11 protein-coding genes and 1 pseudogene are annotated in these 17,443 nt (G+C 56.9%); 10 read left to right on the forward strand and 2 right to left on the reverse strand.

Annotation, left to right across the window (positions count from 1 at the left end; all coding sequences use genetic code 11):
• The first annotated feature begins 1,157 nt into the window (after positions 1 to 1,157).
• Entirely contained in the window at positions 1,158 to 1,391 is a 234-nt protein-coding gene (locus ASG19_RS07210; RefSeq protein WP_062454517.1) for a hypothetical protein, read from the forward strand.
• Between the two features lie 100 nt (positions 1,392 to 1,491).
• Here ASG19_RS07210 and ASG19_RS07215 read toward each other — a convergent pair whose 3' ends face one another.
• Entirely contained in the window at positions 1,492 to 1,923 is a 432-nt protein-coding gene (locus tag ASG19_RS07215) for a hypothetical protein (RefSeq protein WP_062454520.1), read from the reverse strand.
• A gap of 441 nt (positions 1,924 to 2,364) precedes the next feature.
• On the opposite strand from ASG19_RS07215, the gene ASG19_RS24075 reads away from it, so the two are divergent.
• From ASG19_RS24075 to ASG19_RS07235, 4 genes are all read left to right on the forward strand, one after another.
• The gene (locus tag ASG19_RS24075) at positions 2,365 to 3,870 is read left to right on the forward strand and encodes an HWE histidine kinase domain-containing protein (RefSeq protein WP_162238125.1); all 1,506 of its coding nucleotides are present in this window, start codon (positions 2,365 to 2,367) and stop codon (positions 3,868 to 3,870) included.
• A complete protein-coding gene (locus ASG19_RS07225) occupies positions 3,871 to 4,209 on the forward strand; it encodes a response regulator (RefSeq protein WP_062454524.1) in 339 nt (112 codons plus the stop codon).
• 315 nt (positions 4,210 to 4,524) lie between these two features.
• A complete protein-coding gene (locus tag ASG19_RS07230) occupies positions 4,525 to 7,146 on the forward strand; it encodes an HWE histidine kinase domain-containing protein (RefSeq protein WP_062454526.1) in 2,622 nt (873 codons plus the stop codon).
• Between the two features lie 165 nt (positions 7,147 to 7,311).
• Entirely contained in the window at positions 7,312 to 8,016 is a 705-nt protein-coding gene (locus tag ASG19_RS07235; RefSeq protein WP_062454528.1) for an SOS response-associated peptidase, read from the forward strand.
• A gap of 612 nt (positions 8,017 to 8,628) precedes the next feature.
• Here ASG19_RS07235 and ASG19_RS23820 read toward each other — a convergent pair.
• On the reverse strand, positions 8,629 to 9,078 hold the full coding sequence (locus ASG19_RS23820; protein WP_210168444.1) for a hypothetical protein: 450 nt from the start codon (positions 9,076 to 9,078) through the stop codon (positions 8,629 to 8,631).
• 23 nt (positions 9,079 to 9,101) lie between these two features.
• Between ASG19_RS23820 and ASG19_RS07250 the strand changes: the two genes are divergently transcribed.
• The 5 genes and pseudogenes from ASG19_RS07250 to ASG19_RS07275 all read left to right on the forward strand — a co-directional run bounded on the left by ASG19_RS07250 (position 9,102) and on the right by ASG19_RS07275 (position 17,424).
• A complete protein-coding gene (locus ASG19_RS07250) occupies positions 9,102 to 10,007 on the forward strand; it encodes a Ku protein (RefSeq protein ID WP_062454534.1) in 906 nt (301 codons plus the stop codon).
• Between the two features lie 10 nt (positions 10,008 to 10,017).
• Positions 10,018 to 10,830 (forward strand): Ku protein, encoded by an 813-nt coding sequence (locus ASG19_RS07255; RefSeq protein ID WP_062454536.1) that lies wholly within the window; start codon positions 10,018 to 10,020, stop codon positions 10,828 to 10,830.
• Position 10,831: 1 nt separating this feature from the next.
• Positions 10,832 to 11,155: a hypothetical protein gene (locus ASG19_RS07260; protein ID WP_062454539.1), complete on the forward strand. Its 324-nt coding sequence runs from the start codon at positions 10,832 to 10,834 to the stop codon at positions 11,153 to 11,155.
• A gap of 1,363 nt (positions 11,156 to 12,518) precedes the next feature.
• Positions 12,519 to 13,189: pseudogene (locus ASG19_RS07270) on the forward strand (ATP-dependent DNA ligase); the annotation flags it as partial.
• 260 nt (positions 13,190 to 13,449) lie between these two features.
• Positions 13,450 to 17,424 (forward strand): PAS domain S-box protein, encoded by a 3,975-nt coding sequence (locus tag ASG19_RS07275; RefSeq protein WP_156466422.1) that lies wholly within the window; start codon positions 13,450 to 13,452, stop codon positions 17,422 to 17,424.
• The last annotated feature ends 19 nt before the right edge of the window (positions 17,425 to 17,443 follow it).

A 17,443-nucleotide genomic window follows, 5' to 3' on the forward strand; every position in this document is an offset into this window, starting at 1 on the left:
GACACCGGGTTATCCGCGCTCTAGCCGAGGGGTTGGCGCGTACAGGTCGTGAGTCCGAGTATGTCGCTCCAGCGGTTCTTGAAAGATCGTTGGTTAAGCGGCTCGGTAAAAGACCTTGGTTGGATATTGAGTGGGACTGTTAGACTATCGGGAGAGCAGTGCCGGCGCGGCGAATATTTCTTCAAACGGCTGGCTTTGATCCGAGTTTTTTGCCGTCGTGAGAGGTACCAAAGTAACCACCGAAAAAGCAAAACGCCGACCAACGTTCGGCGTTCAATATGCAATTCGACTAACAGCGATCCACCAGATTTTCTTAGCGAATCTCGTGTTTTACCTCGTGGCCGGAATGAGGCTCAGGAACCGTTTCGAATGTGTTACGAATGATGTCGTTAGTCCAGGCATCAACCGTTCCATCGTCCAGTCCGCTGTCCTGAAAAATCTTCTCAAGGCGGGCTTGAACCGACGCGCTAGCATCAACCCAGCTACTAACAGCAGCTCTGTTCAAATATTGGGTCAATTTTTTTCCTCACATGAATACGCAATCAAAGCACGAACGCTTGACAGCAGCAACACCTAACTTACCGGGGCAGCTCTTAAGGATTCAAGATTGCACCCTACTAAGGATCTCTTAGAACGGACCACACTGCGATCTAGCCAAGCTCCATTTCGCGCAAATACGTGATGTAGAGCTTGGACAGACATACGAATTCGCTTATCTACTCGCAGAGGGTGAACACTGAAGGCTAAAACAGCGCTAAGAAGAAGTGGGGCACCAACACAGCAGCGGCCCCGCTTCCTCATGGACCAGTAAGACGCACCAAGCAGCGTGATCACTCGTGCCTGACTTCGGGATAGCTAAAATAAGGCGCCGAGGTCGCCTCTCGGTCCGCCGTGAAGGGTAATCACTTTCCGACTAGCGGGGTCTTGCGCCTACTCCCACGATGTCTACTGCCTCGCAGACCTCGAACCGGCGACTACAGACGCAACGATGTTCGCGACGCGGGTAACCTTATTCATCCTTCGCCATCTTGTAGACTTCGACGCGACGTTGGCTTCGTCTCGATCCGCCGGCCAACCTTTGGCCAGCGATTTATACGACCGTCACAGAACCCTTACCGCGACGTGCCATGATGGAGAGAGTCTCGACGGAGAATGGCATGCGCGAAAAGAAGCTCCGAGAAATCGAGCACATGGCGGCTACCATCAGGGAACTTGCTCAACCAGGCATGAGCCCGAAGCAACTCATTGACGCCGTGCGCGGGCGTCATCCAGACGCCACCAAAAAGGAGGTGGCGCGAGCGGCGTTCATGAGCGTGATCCATTCGGCTGAACACGATCCGAAATATACCCTGGAACTACATGACCTCGCTATGGAGACCCGGGACAGCTGATATGGCTGTACTTCAGTCACGAACGACAGCGTGGCAGGTTCGCCGACACTGGTGCTTTGTCCTCCGCCGTGATCCGTCCGCAAGGGGTTGTCGAAGCACGTCAACGTGCAAGTTGCCCTTGGCGCGATCCGGGTCGGAAGGATAAGACGTTGCCCATCGAGACATTGTCGGAGGCAGGCTCTCTCTTCGGACGTTCGAAGGCCGTTCCGGTGTAGAACGAAGGCACTCCGTCGATGTCTTTGAGGCAACGGCCTATCGAGGCGATGTGTCGGTACCGGGTGCCGTCAAAGACCGTGAATGTCGTCAGCCCCGCCGCCCCGGTCAGGATCGAGGAATGGCATTCGAATGCCACCCGCTCTCGGTCGCCTGGAATTATTCTGGCCATGATCTCTTCGACCGTGACGCCGCGGATGACCTGCTCGACCGTGAACCCGTACAGGTGCGCGAACGTCTCGTCACCTGTCAGGTGGTTTTCCGGCACGACCCAGCTGAAGAAACCCATATGCGACACGTCGTCCTGATCGAAATTCATCCAATACTCCCGTGCGATTCGCCGACATTCTGTCACTAATACTAATATTCGAAATTGCTAATTTTAATGAGCTAGTTGTAGTAGTACGACCGGGCTAAGCCTTAACGAGTATACCCTGGACATCCCGACGGCTCGGTCTCGTGGATTAACGCAACGAGCGCGCCGGGCTTACAGCACGAAACGCGTCTCGGAATGAACTCGACATGGTCAGCAAGGTCCGCTGCCTCCGGTCGCACTCTCCCGGACGTCACGACCACGCGAAATGTTGGCCAACGGCTGCTCCCCAGAGTGGTGCCTCGTCACCCGCATCGAAAAACCGAAAAGCCGATACGTCCAGCAGATGACCCCCAACTTGTCCTCTAGAGGTCGGGAACTCTAGCTTCCATGAAGCGTTGGCGACTGCTAATCACACATCAAGGTTTAACTTCCACGACGGCATCTATGCGAAACGATAAGACTGACAGGAACGACACGTTTGAGTTCCTCGGCCACAAAGGGGCGGCAGCAGACATCATCCGGGAATTCGACTGGTCGACGACGCCGCTTGGACGAGTGGAAACCTGGCCGCAGTCTCTACGAACAGCGACAGCGCTCCTCCTTCATTCCCCGGTCCCAATTGTTATGCTTTGGGGCGAGGATGGCGTGATGATCTACAACGACGCGTATTCCGTTTTCGCGGGACATCGACATCCAGCGCTGTTCGGATCGAAGGTCCGTGAGGGCTGGTCGGAAATCTCCGATTTCAACGACAATGTCATGAACACCTGTCTGGCAGGCGAGACCCTCGCCTACCGCGATCAGGAGCTAACGCTTCACCGTAACGGCTATCCCGAACAAGTATGGATGGACCTCGACTACTCGCCCGTTCCTGGCGAAGACGGGCGACCGGCTGGCGTAGTAGCAATTGTGGTCGAAACCACCGAGCGAGTCTTGGCACAACGCCGTATCATGGAAGAGTCGCAGCGGCTTCAAAACCTGTTTAGCCAGGCTCCAACGTTCATGGCCATGGTTAGCGGAGCCGACCACAGGTTCGAATTGGTCAACCCGGAATACCGGAAACTGATCGGCGGACGCGACGTGATTGGCCTCCCTATTGCCGTGGCGCTTCCCGAGGTCGCCGAACAGGGGTACGCAGCGCTTCTTGATCAAGTCTTCAAAACTGGTGAGCCGTTGAAGCGCATGTCGGATCGAGTGTTATTGAAGCGAAACGAGTACGGCGCTTTGGAAGAGCGCTTCGCGGACTTCGTCTATCAACCAATCCGCGACAACAACGGCAAGGTGACGAACATCTTCATACAGGGTTCGGACGTTACCGAACGGGTCCGGGCCGAAAACCATCAGAAGCTTCTGATCAACGAGCTCAACCATCGGGTCAAGAACACGCTCGCCTCCATCCAGTCCATCGTCAGCCAAACGTTGCGTGGGGTACAGACGAAGGAGGAGGCTTCAGATGCGATCAATTCGCGAATCCTCGCCCTTTCTCGCGCCCACAATGTCTTAACCGAACAGAACTGGGACGGTTCAGACCTACGCATGATGGTCGACAGCTCTATGGAAGCCTTCCGCTACCCCGGCAGACAGGCTATCAGCATCGACGGTCCAAGACTTCGTGTCGGTCCACATGCCGCGCTGTCGATTGCGTTAGCTCTTCACGAGCTTGCCACCAATGCTGTCAAATACGGAGCGCTGTCGAATTCCACTGGAACAGTGACCGTGGAGTGGACAGTGTCTTCCGAGAATCGATTCACGCTGAAGTGGACAGAGCGCGGTGGACCAAAGGTCCGCCAAACTGATCGGAAAGGGTTTGGATCCCGTTTGATTCTGAGGGTACTGCCAAAAGAGCTCCAAGGCACCGCCGAGATGGATTTCGGGGAGGACGGCCTGGGGTTCAAACTGGAAACTTCCATGGAGGCCGTTGTCGACAGCTCGGCTAGCGTCGGACTTTAGATGGCGCGTATACTTATCGTAGAAGACGAAATGCTCGTCGCGATGCTGATCGAAGATGCCCTTACCGATCTTGGGCATGAGATAGTAGGACCTGCGATGCGTCTTGAGACGGCTCTGGAAGCGGCATCCAGCCAACAGTTCGACTTCGCGATTCTCGACATCAACCTTGCAGGAAAACAGTCGTTTCCTGTCGCGGATTGCCTGTCACAGCGTGGCATCCCTTTCATGTTCGCAAGCGGGTACGGCGCAGCAGGTCTATCAGCGCCCTATCTGTCGGCAAAGGTGATCCAGAAACCGTTCTCCCCTCGCGAGCTCGGGGACGCGCTAAAGAACCTGTGACGGCGAAGCTGGTTGCCGCCTGGTCAGGCGGGACGTCGCTCGCCATGGACAGGTCGTCGAAGCTGGCGACACGCTGACGTTTCACTGCGTCGCCCTGCCGTCGTGCTTACAGCTCGGTTTGAGAGGAGCGGATTACGCCGTCTTTATTGAAACTTAACGCGATATCGTCTCGTAGCTCATTCCTGAACTGGAACAACTTTCATACTGCGGAATTTTATGATCCTGAAAGCGCCCTGCTATTATGACGACATCAAAATCCGACACCGATCCCTCGTTGTGTGACGAGCCCTATGCGGTTGCACGGTGGTTTCTGTCATGGCACAACCGTTCCCAATAACCTCATTAGAAAGCAGGATTCTGCCATTGAGTTACGACAGGTCCGAGGTTGATCTCAGCAACTGCGATCGTGAACCTATTCATATTCCTGGCAGCATTCAGCCGCACGGAGCCATGGTCGTTCTGGACGAAGAAACTGGCAGGGTCCTCTTCGTATCGCAGAACGTCGACAGGTTTCTCGGAAGTACCAACCGCGAATACGTCGGCGCCCAGCTATCAGACGTCGTTGGTTCGACGGTCGCGCATGACCTCGGCAACGCCGTCGCCCGATCGGGGTCGAGCCATATTGCCGGACTGGTTCTGAAGGCCAAGCTCGGTGACTCGAACACCCTTGCCGACATTACGATCCATCGTCACGGTGGACGGACATTTCTCGAGTTCGAGGCCCCCGCATCGCCTGAGGATACTGAGGTCGCGCTGCACCTCACGCAGTCGCTCGTGAAGCGGGTGGACGGTCAGAAGGAATTCGATCCGCTTTTCCGCACGACGGCGAGGCTCGTCCGCGCCATGCTCGGCTACGACCGTGTCATGGTATATCGCTTTCTTCACAACGGCGCCGGACGAGTCGTGGCTGAAGCAAAGGACCCGTCGCTCAAGAGCTTTCTCGGTCAGCATTTTCCCGTCTCCGACATTCCGATGCAGGCGCGAAAGCTCTACGTACAGAACTGGGTACGGGTGATTGGCGACGCCAACTTCGTCCCCGTTCCCCTCACCCCCCGCGTTTCCGAGGAAGAGGCACCCGTAGACCTGTCGCACGCTCATCTGCGTAGCGTGTCGCCGATACACTGCGAATACCTGCGCAACATGGGTGTCGCGGCCTCCATGTCGGTATCTATCGTAGTCGACGGCGAGTTGTGGGGACTGATCTCGTGTCACCACAACTCGCCCAAGTGGCTGTCCATTCCGCTTCGCGTGTCCATCGAGCTTTTCGCACAGTACTTCTCGCTCCATGTCGCTTCCATCGAACATCGGGAGCAGAAGGCCGCCTCCGCATCTACCCGCAGCCGCCTCGACGCGATCATCGCAGAGGTCAGGCCCGAGGAATCGGTTGATACCGTTCTGAAATCCCGCCTGAACGACTTCGCGACGCTGATCGCAAGCGACGGCGCTGGACTGTGGTCGAAGGGGGAATGGGCGTCCCACGGAGTGTCTCCACCCGAGAACATGGTACCCGAACTGATGGAACTGGTCGCCGGGCAGGCCGGACGCGCCATCTGGGACACTCAAGACCTTGCATCCTTCACTGGAAACAGGGAGATCTATGGAACGCGCGTCGCCGGCATGCTGGCCATACCGATCTCGGTGTCGAATCCCGATTTCCTCGTCTTCTTCCGCAGCGAAGAGGCACACCAGATCGAATGGGCCGGAGAGCCGACCAAGACCGAGATCAAGACGGAATACGGCAAGCGCCTCACCCCTCGCGGCAGCTTCGACACCTGGCGGGAAGACGTGCGTCACAAGTCCGTCCCATGGTCAGATGCGGACCTTGTCGTCGCGGATGCGATCCGCGGGTATGTCAGGGACGTAATGCTCTCCCATAACGACGCGACCGAGGAGCAGCGCGAAAAGACCGAAAATCAGCGTAAGCTTCTGAACGCTGAGCTCAATCACAGGGTCAAGAACATCCTGAGTCTCGTGAAGTCGATCGCCGCTCAGACCGGAGCGAACTCCGAGTCGGTTGACGACTACGCAAAGTCGTTCGAGGGCCGCCTGAGAGCACTGTCCTACGCGCACGACCAGTCATTCGCTGGATCCGACGGCGGGGAACTCGGAAGCCTGATCACTGCCGAAGCTGACATGCACCGCTTCGCGCAGATGCCGGACAGAATCGTTATCTCAGGTGAACCTGTCGGGCTGACAGAGCGTGCGTTCGGCGTGTTCGCCCTGCTACTCCACGAAATGATGACCAATGCATCCAAGTACGGGAGCCTGTCCGTACCGTCCGGTAAGCTGGAAGTCTCCTGGGTGCTGACCGAAGACGGAGACTGCCGTCTCGACTGGGTGGAAAGCGGCGGTCCTGAAGTCGTCATGCCGACCCGAAAGGGGTTCGGGTCCAAGCTTATCGAGAAGACGGTGTCCCATGACCTCGATGGAACGGTCGACCTGCAGTTCGCTAAAGTCGGCCTCAAAGCGACCTTCGTACTTCCTGCGCAACATCTCTTCAAGGTCAAGACAGCGGTGCTGTCGCGGACTGATGAGGCAATAGAGGAGAACTCTTATCCGATCGGTGGCATGCGGGTTCTTCTCGTCGAAGACCAGTCGCTTATCGCCATGGACACTGAGGAACTTCTTCGGGCACTGGGCGCGACGGAAGTGACCGTGGCCGCGACGGTTGACGCTGCCCTGCTGTCTATCGAGCACAAGCGTCCGGAATGCGCGGTCCTCGACCTTAACCTCGGTGAACAGACATCCGAGGACGTAGCCGCCGAACTCGAACGCCTTGAGATACCCTACGTGTTCGCTACGGGCTATCGCGATGGGATCAGCATTCCTGCTGTATACTCGGAGGTTCCGGTCGTTCGCAAGCCTGTTGCATCGGGGGCGCTGTCGTCGGCGCTGCTCAGATCTCTACAAAGGGGTGCCGCCTCATCCGGGGGATAGCTTTGTAGCAGGCGGGATGCACCCTCGAAGCTTGAGCATTCAGCCACGGCTTGCGGCCAGACGGTCTTGGCATGCCCGTCATTCCGCAGTGTCCGACAGCGAGTCTGGTGCAGTTGATACTCTAGCTCTGTCGCTTATCTACCCGACGACACGGGAGAGACGGGCATGTGCAACCTTTACAATGTAACAACTAACCAGCAGGCCATCAGGGACTTCATCAGCATCACGCGGTTCAGGGAAGGAAACCTGCCCCCGTCGATCAACGTCCACCCGGATCGCGACGGACCGATCATCCGCATGGACACCGAAGGCGAGCGCGAGCTGACCATGTCAACATGGGGCATGCCGACGCCTGAGGTGCATCTCGACGGCAAGCCCGACAGGGGTGTTACGAACGTCCGCAAGACATTCATTCCCCACTGGCAGCAGTGGCTCCGCGTCAAGAACCGCTGCCTTGTTCCCGCGACGGCATTCAGTGAGTATGAACAGACGGCCGACCCGACTACGGGGAAAAAGCCGCTACGATGGTTCGTCGTCGGCGAGGACCAGCCGCTGTTCATGCTCGCGGGCATTCATACCAAGTGGATTGGCTCACGAGGACCGATCAAGGCGCCCCGCGAGGGAGAACACGACCTCTACGCCTTCCTGACGACCGACCCCAACGAGATCGTAAAGCCGATCCATCCGAAGGCCATGCCCGTTGTTTTGACGACGCAGGAAGAATGCGAGATTTGGATGACCGCGCCTTGGAGCGAGGCGAAGGCTCTTCAACGCCCCCTTCCCGCCGACCGAATGATGGTGCTGCCACGCTATACTGCGGTTGGAAGCCTTGGAGGACTTCCGGCACAGACGAAAGACCTGTTCGGCTGACCTCTCGTTGAATGGCCGTAGTGAAGTAGACTTTGCGAAACGTATAGTCGCGTATCGGTCATGGCTAGGCAGATGAAGGCGAGTCGACCTTAGTGGCGGCACGATCCGCTCTTCAATAGTACCCACCGTACTGAGGGCAGTATGCTTCGAGCCCCCGGACCGACTGGGCAACCGCTAGCTCGTATCAATTGACGAGAAGTGAGGCTCGCCGCCCGCTTAGAGCGTGGTCCGTCTGCAGCGAGCCTCGGCTGCAGGGCCCGGGAGTGGGGCAACCGCAGCGCGCAACTGTGGGCCTATCAAATAACGAGCGTAGCGGCCAGATCTGCCCCTCTGGATGGCCAGGCGACCCTTCGGGATCGAATGTCAATCGTTCCGGTAATTAGGTCGAGGCAGAGGATGCCGCTGTCCGTCAAACGGTGAGGTTCGACGGAGGAGCACAGACCGAGAGACGCAAGTTCCTGACCAGCAAGCATGCGTAGGGTTTCGATCTCGTCCGGTATCAATTCGGGCATGGTTCCCTCCAACGCCCGAATAGAATGGCGGCGGCATTTCAGTCAACGATACGGTGACGTGTCAACGCTCTAGCTTGCAGGTAGTCATCGCTGTAGCCGTTCACTTCAGGCATATGACATGGCGAACTCTGCCCTGTGGGTTGACGTCGTTCTGCATTCGTTCCATTCGTTTGTGATGGTCGGGAATCTCAGAACACTTGCCGAAGCCGTCAGGCACAACATGGTCGTCGTTGCGGCATGCCGCCCATGCGGTCGCGAAGGCAGGTTTCTGGCGCGTGACCTCGCCCAGTACAAAGGCTGGAACGCCAGCCCATGGAAACTGAAGTTCAGGTGCAGCGCCTGCGACGGGACCGAGATGAAAGTCACTTGCGAGTTGTTCGATCTCGATCCCAGAAGCGTCCAGGTGATCTGGAAACCGATTGAGATCAAACGGTAAGCATGCCTGACGAAGCAACGCTGAATCAATCTTGCAAGAGAACCCCTCAAGCCATTGAAAAATGATTCGTTTTGACTCGGAACGAATCACTTCGAATCCGATTGGAGTCGCCAACCAGGTGATTCGGAGTAAAGCGTATGGCAGGTCATCGAGCGCAGTGGAAAGGCTTCCTCAAGTTCGGAGAGGTCACAGCGGGTGTAGCGCTTTATACGGCAGCCTCCACCTCCGACCGCATCACTTTCAATACGATCAATTCGGCGACAGGCAACCGCGTCAATCGCGTCTTCATCGACAGCGAGACCGAAAAGCTGGTGCCTAAGGAAGCCCAGACCAAGGGCTTCGAAATCGAAAACGGACAATATCTCGTCATCGACCCAGACGAGGTGGCCGCCACGATCCCGGAGAGCGACAAGACGCTCGAAATCGAGGCGTTCATCCCCTGCTCCGACGTCGACGACGTCTACTTCGACAAGCCCTACTACCTCACTCCAGATCGCATGGGCTCCGACGCGTTTGCTGCACTGCGCGACGGCATGAGGAGGTCGAAGGTCGCAGCCATCGCGAGGACTGTCCTCTTCCGGAGAATGCGCACGGTTCTCATCCGTCCCCACGGCAAGGGCCTGATCGCCACGACGCTGAATTACGACTACGAAGTTCGGTCCAGCGCGAAAGCTTTCGAGGAAATGCCGAAGCTGGAGATCGAAGGCGAGATGCTCGATCTCGCCAAGCACATCATCAGCACGAAGAAGGGGACATTCGATCCGGCAACCTTCGACGACCGATATGAGGCAGCACTCGCTGAACTGGTGAAGGCCAAGGTCGAAGGCAAGGCGCTTCCCAAGCGCAAGAAGATAGAGGTCTCGCAGCCGAGCGACCTGCTCGCCGCCCTACGAGAGAGCGCAGGGCTGCTGAAGGCTGCCGAATCCAAACCGGAACGCACGGCTGCCAATGCCAATGCTGGCGCTGGTCGGAAACGTGCGGCGCGTGGGGCGGTCGGGAAGTCCGCCGCTTCGAAGACCGCCCCGCAGCGCAAGGCAAGCTAGGAGAGAGACGATGGCAATCCGTCCTTACTGGAAAGGCTACCTCAAGCTATCGCTCGTGACCTGCCCGGTCGCCATGACCCCGGCGACCAGCGAGAGCGAGAAGGTGCGGTTTCATACGCTGAACCGCGAGACGGGCAACCGTGTCGTCTCGCAGTACATCGACTCTGTCACCGGGAAACCCGTGAAGGACCAGAACGAAGCGAAGGGGTATGCCCGTGGTGAGAACGACTACGTTATCCTGAGCGACGATGACCTCGACGCCGTCCAGCTCGACACGGTGAAGACAATCGACATCCAGAAGTTCGTACCGTCGCAAAGCATAGAGTGGGTCTACCTTGAAAAACCGCACTATCTCATGCCTGACGATGCGGTCGGCCACGAGGCTTTTGCCGTCATCCGTGATGCGATGAAGGCCGATAACGTCGTCGGGGTATCCAAGCTGGTTATCGGCCGCCGCGAACGGGCGGTCGTGCTTGAGCCGCGCGACAACGGGATTGTCCTCTGGTCGCTACGTTTCGGGGACGAGGTACGGCCGGAAGATGCCTATTTCGAAGACATAGACAACGAAGCGGAACCCGACCTCATCCCGCTCGTGCAGAAGCTGATCAAGCAAAAGTCCGCGAGGTGGTCGCCTGATATGGTGAGCGATCCTATCCAGGAGAGCTTGCTGAAGCTCATCGAGGAAAAGAAGAGGACCCTGAAGCCCACAAGGAAGTCGTCGAAGACAAAAGAGGCGCCTGCTCCCGCATCGAACGTGGTCAACATCATGGACGCGTTGCGCAAATCCGTCGCGGACGACCTAAAGAGCAGGAAGGCAAGCTGATATGATCGACCATCCCGAAATCACCCTTTGCGAACCCGCACCGTTTCTCTACCACGAAAACGGACAGATCGCGGTGACCGACAGCTCGCAGGTCTGGTCGGTGATCGTGACATGCGAAGCGATCAGAGCGATTGCCAACCCGCCAGAGATGTCGTTGCGACGTCTGACGCTTAACGCTAACTTCCTCACTGGCCTGGCTGCTTCCGCGATATCTCGCGGGGAGGACATCGGGGGCAAGGTGTTTATCAGAGAGAGTGATGTACTTTCGGCCACGGTCAGCCACAGGCAGGTTATGCAAGGCTCGCAACGACGGCCTGGCCTTTGAGCGCAAAGGGTCAACTTGATCGCAATTGGGCGCGTTGATTCCAGTGTCGGTTCACGACACCCCGTCGCTACGAGGCCGAGGAGCAAAGTCGGAAAAATGCTACGCATGTGAGACCCTCATGAAGGTAGGCATTCCAAACACGCTGCTCGCTGGACGAAACTACCCAGCGTTAACGAATCTGTGCCACGTACCTACCCTAAACCGTGAACGGGATGACGTCCGGCTACAGTTGGTTCCGCCCGCTCTTCGTAGTGAGGCTCGACGGTCGCATAGGAATTGGAGCCCCAACGCCGAGCCTCTGCCGCGATCGAAGCAAGGGCCATCGCGACAATTTCAAAACTGCTGCTCAAGAGGCTGATTCGCTAGCAGCTACCGCGACATGAGGAACAGCCGATTATTCGAGGCCAACGACAATAAGAATAAGCGGCGCTGCTGCCATCACCAGAGCGACCACACATGCGATCGCCATCTTAACTCTGTAGGCTTTCCGAACTTTCGAACCATCCCATTCATATGACATCGGCGAGCCCCTCAAATCTTTGCCGTGTTTGACCAGCTAAGAGTAGGCAAGTCTAGACGTTGGGGAACAATAGCTTGATCTTGAGGATGATCCGTACGGTGCCGCACCATTGCTACCAAATTGCGTCATCGATGCCGCCGGATGCCCGATGAGTCTGAGGGGGAACCAACCATCGCGGCGGCTCGGTCGGCTCTCCCAGACTACCCCCGTCCTCAGAAGGCAGTTCGGCCTAGTAAGCACTCGCGTTCCGTTAGTGCAATTGCTGAAAGTCACTCATAAAAAGTGAGGCCCGGCGCGTGTCGAATTTCCGTAGTTCGCAGGCGGTCGTGGCTCATCAGTAGCCAACGGGCAAGCCGCTGGTGAAGGGTGTATCCCCCGTTGGCAAGCGCAGTGTATGCAAGCTGCGTTTGGTAGTACTGGACGTAACGAAGGAAGAGACGACGCGCATCCGCGTTCTCCTCGAAGACATCAATGAACCGCGCTACTGGCAATGCCAGCGCACTTCCAGCAACCTGCATCAATGTTGTACTGCGTGTCCGACGGCTCATGAGCGCGACGTGACTGCCGGCCATACCCTCGAAACCGATATGTCGGACCTCCGCTGACCTGCCGTCTGCACTATTTGCGATAACTGAGCCAAGGCCGGACTCGAGGAAATAGACGTGAGACGTAACGCGGCTAGGATGCACTAGGACAGATTTCAGCGGGAGCTCAATCCGCTTCAGATGCGACCGAAGCTGATTGTAGGCCAACGCAGGCAGTGCCTGGAGAAGTCTGTTTCCGACTGTTCCCTGGTGCACGGTGGCTCCTCTAGAAGAGTAGAGCCTGATCTGCAGTGCCGAAGGCTCGTTGCAGCGGTCGCTCGGCGGACGAGGAGGCAAACGCTTATCGGCGGAAGCCGTGTTCTATGCCTTCGACCTGCCCTACTTCGACGGCCACCTCCTCACCAATGCGGAACTCTCCGTGCGTCGCCATCTTCTGACCGATTTCCTAGACGGCGCGACCGGGGCGATCGGGCTCTCTGAAGAGGTTGACGGCGACGGAGCTACGCTGCTCAAAACATCGTGCTCGCTGGGGCTTGAAGGCATCATCGCAAAACATCGCGACAGCAAGTATCGATCGGGTCGAACTGGTGACTGGCAAAAAAAATAAAATGCATCCAAAGCGAAAGCTTTGTGGTCATCGGATACGAACAATCGAACGTCGCGCGAGGCGGGATCGGCTTCCTTCTGCTCGCAGCGCGACGTGGCGACAGCTGGGTTTCCGTTGGTGCAGTAGGCACTGGCTTCAAGCAGAAGGACGCCGTGTATCTCAAGGCCACGCTCGATAAGCTGAGGACTAAGCGACCAGCGGTGCCGGTTGAAGGAAAAAACTTAGTATTCGCGCAGCCAACCCTAATCGCGGAAATCCAGTTTCGAGGGTGGACGGATGACAACAATCTCCGTCACGCCTCCTACAAAGGACTCCGCGAAGTTCAGGACAACGCTGACATCTATGAGGTCCGAGACAACTGATCTCTCCTCATCTGACTAACATGGACCGACGCTCTACACGGCGAGTAAGGAAAACTTGCTTGGAGATCATAGGCCGAAATCAACGCTGCAAAGCCGCACTGCTCCATCCCAGCCCAGGTGTTTCGAACGACTGAAGTTGGACCGGCTGGTTGCGAATTTAGCAGCTAATCCTGAGTTCATTAGCTTCCCCTTGTTCCATCTAACGATTATTGCTTCGTGGTAGCGGTCGCCAAAGCCGCGAATTGGGGGAATACTAGGTGGTGTCATCTTACTCCGCTTTGATTGCGAAATCGGGCTCTACTGGTGAGCGCATTGCTGAGCTTGACTGGTCGCAGACCTCGCTTGGCAAGATCGATGATTGGCCGGAGATCGTTCGTTCAACCGTCCTGCTCGTTCTAAAATCGCCACTCGCAATGGCGACCCTATGGGGTCCGGACGGAATTCTTATCTATAACGATTCGTATGCAGATGTTGCAGGAAGCCGCCACCCAGGCCTGCTTGGAATGAAAGTGCTTGAGGCTTGGCCGGAGGCGGTCGATCTCAATTCCCAAGTTCTGCAAACATGCCTCGCGGGAGACACCCTCTCATATGAGGATCAACCACTCCTCCTCTATCGTGAGGGTGAGCCGGACGAAGTTTGGGTTGATCTCGATTACTCTCCGATACTCGACGCCGAAGGTAATGCCATTGGCATTATGGCCGTTGTCGCTGAGACGACGGACAAGGTTTTATCTGAACAATGGCTCAGTGGCGAACGTGATCGGCTGCGACTTCTTTTCGATCAAGCACCCGGGTTCATAGCGATCCTCCAGGGTCCAGACCACATCTTCGACATTACCAATCCGGCTTACATGCAGTTGGTGGGGCATAGGCAAATCATCGGACGCTCTGTTCGCGAGGCGTTGCCCGAAGTCGCGAGCCAGGGATTCATTGAAATTCTCGATAACGTGTACTCGACGGGCGAGCCTTTTACAGGGCGAGCACTGCGAGTTGGCCTCCAGCGCGACGAGAATTCCGCTCCCGAAGACCGGTACGTAGACCTCGTCTACCAGCCTATCCGCGACCGCAAGGGAAAAATAACCGGGATATTCGCTCAGGGCACCGACGTCACCGACCGCGTTGCCGCCGAGGCTGCGATAAAACGGAGCGAAGCGCAAAATCGTCAGGTCTTAGACAGTGCTGTAGACTACGCGATTATTGCCTTTGATACCGATGGCAAAGTGACCCGCTGGAACAAGGGTGCTGCGACAATATTTGGCTGGTCAGAGGATGAAATCCTCGGGCAAGACGCCTCTCGCATTTTCACGCCGGAAGACCGCGAGATAGATCGCATCGCCACAGAGATGGGTCTCTCGATCAAGGATGGTTCGGCGAACGACGAGCGCTGGCATATCCGCAGATCGGGCGAGGTGTTTTGGGCAAGCGGGGAAATGTCTCGGCTCCTGGACGACGGAGGCAATCTTGTCGGGTTTGTCAAAGTCCTCAGAGACAGGACTGAGGAACACCGGGCGACTGAAAAACTCAAACGAACCGAAGAACGACTGCGACGCGCCCAGGAAGCAGGAGGCGTCGGCATCTTCTCTATTTCGGTTGGTGACGACGTCCTGGAAGTTTCTCCCGAATTCTGCCGCCTGTTCGGGATTCAGGACACGGAAAACATTTCCGCGAAGACAATCGAGAGCCTGGTCATACCGGAGGACCAGGACAAGGTGTCCAATGCAGAGACACGGAATACGCAGACGGCACAGCTTGACGTCCAATACCGTATCAAGCGGGCAGACAACGGCGAAGAACGGATCATAGCCCGAAAAGCGGAGTTCGAGTACAATTCCGAAGGACAGCCGGTTTGCCTAGTCGGCGTCGTTCAAGACGTCACGGATCGGGATCGGGCGATCCTCGCCCTGCGTGCGAGCGAGGATCGGTTTAAGACGTTCGCGCAGGCGATGCCGAACCATGTCTGGACGGCAACGCCCGATGGATTGCTGGATTGGTTCAACGACCGCACCTACGCGTACTCGGGCGCATCCGAGGGCGAGCTTGATGGGCGGGCGTGGACTGGCATTGTTCATCCCGACGACATCGACACGGCAGGGATGCAGTGGCTGGAAGCCTTGACGAGCGGACTCGTCTACGAGGCGGAATTCCGCTTGCGACGTCATGATGGTGTCTACCGATGGCATCTTGCAAGAGCCGTACCGATGCGAGACGAACGGGGCGAGATCACTCGTTGGGTTGGGACGAACACCGACATCAACGATCTCCGAGCCACGCGTGAGGCACTCGCTAACCTCACCAGTCATTTGGAACAGCAGGTCGAGGAAAAAACTGCCGACCGGGATCGAATGTGGCGTCTCTCAACTGAGATCATGCTGGTCGCTGGTATGGATGCAAAGATAATGGCGGCTAACCCCGCTATGCTGGCCCTTGTCGGGCAAACCGAGCATGAACTGCTGGGACAGCCCTTCATGGACTACGTCCATCCGTCAGACCGTCAGGCTACGCTCGACGAGGTCGCGAAACTCGATAAGGGTCTCCGCACGCTAAACTTTGTGAACCGCTATCGCGGTGAAGGCGGCGTTTATCGAACGGTTTCGTGGACCGCAGTCCCGGACAACAATGTCATTCATGCCGTCGGTCGCGACGTAACTGCCGAAACAGAGGCAGCCGAGCAGCTGAGAAAAGCTGAACTAGCACTTCAGCAGTCGCAGAAGATGGAGTCGATTGGAAACCTGACCGGCGGCGTGGCTCACGACTTCAATAATCTTCTTCAGGTCGTCTCGGGTAATCTTCAACTGCTGTCGAAAGAAGTGGTTGGCAACGACCGCGCAGTGAAGCGGATCGCCAACGCGCTCGACGGGGTCAATCGCGGTGCCAAGCTTGCAAGTCAATTGTTGTCCTTCGGTCGTCGACAGCCTCTTGAACCGAAGGTCATAAATATCGGTCGCCTCGTCAAGGGTATGGACGAGATGTTGAAACGCTCGCTGGGCGAAGCCATCGAAATCGAAACTGTCGTCTCTGCTGACTTGTGGAATGTTCAGGTCGACCCGACGCAGATCGAGAACGCGCTGCTGAACCTTGCAATCAACGCTCGCGATGCGATGGACGGAACCGGCAGGCTCACAATCGAAGCTTGCAACGTCACTTTGGACGCTGTGTATGCTAAGGACAATTCTGAGGTTAAGCCGGGCTCCTACGTCATGCTGGCTGTCAGCGATACGGGTTCGGGGATGTCGCCTGAGATTGTCGCCAAGGTGTTCGAGCCGTTCTTCTCTACCAAACCAGAGGGCAAAGGGACGGGTCTCGGGCTCTCCATGGTGTTCGGGTTCGTGAAGCAGTCCGGCGGACATATCAAGATATACAGCGAGGTCGGCGAAGGAACGAGCATCAAGCTTTATTTCCCGCAGGTCTTGGCCGAAGAAGACCTGATCGTCGACATGGACGTTGGCAAAATCGAAGGTGGCACGGAAACTATTCTGGTGGCCGAAGATGATGAGGCCGTCCGGGCGACAGCCGTCGAATTGCTTCGTGATCTAGGTTACTCGGTTATCACCGCTAACGATGCCGAAAGCGCCCTGGTCGTTCTGCAGAGCGGCGTGCATGTCGATCTATTGTTCACGGACGTCGTCATGCCCGGGCCGCTGAAAAGTCCCGAACTGGCGCGGATCGCTCGGGAGAAGAACCCCTCTCTGTCTGTCCTCTACACGTCGGGTTACACTGAAAACTCAATCGTACATGGCGGCCGACTTGATCCTGGCGTGCAGCTATTATCAAAGCCTTACACCAAGGAAGCCATGGCTCGCAAAATCCGTCATGCATTCGCCAATCAGGCGCAGCGAAATCAATCCCTCTCGGTGACACCGACGCCGACCATAATCACTCCCGCGACTGTCTCCAGGAATATCCTGCTGGTTGAGGACGACGTTCTGATCAGGCTGAACACAGCCGATATGCTTGAAGAAATGGGACATAGAATCACCGAAGTAGGCAACGGCACCAACGCGCTTGAAATGCTTGAAAGCGGCAGTTTCGATGTTCTGTTTACAGATGTCGGACTACCTGGCATCTCAGGGATTGACCTCGCGAAAGCAGCCCGGAGCCGGTTTCCGAACCTTACGGTGATATTTGCGACCGGCGATCCTAACGTGCCTTCTTTGGGTGGTTCAGGAGTAACGAAAGTGCTCTTGAAGCCGTATGGGGAGGACGACCTGCGCTCCGCGCTCTCGGACGTTGCTTAGTGGAGGGAGTAATGAACAG

The sequence above is a fragment of the Rhizobium sp. Leaf306 genome, from assembly GCF_001423425.1.
In the GTDB taxonomy this organism is placed as follows: Bacteria; Pseudomonadota; Alphaproteobacteria; order Rhizobiales; family Rhizobiaceae; genus Neorhizobium; species Neorhizobium soli.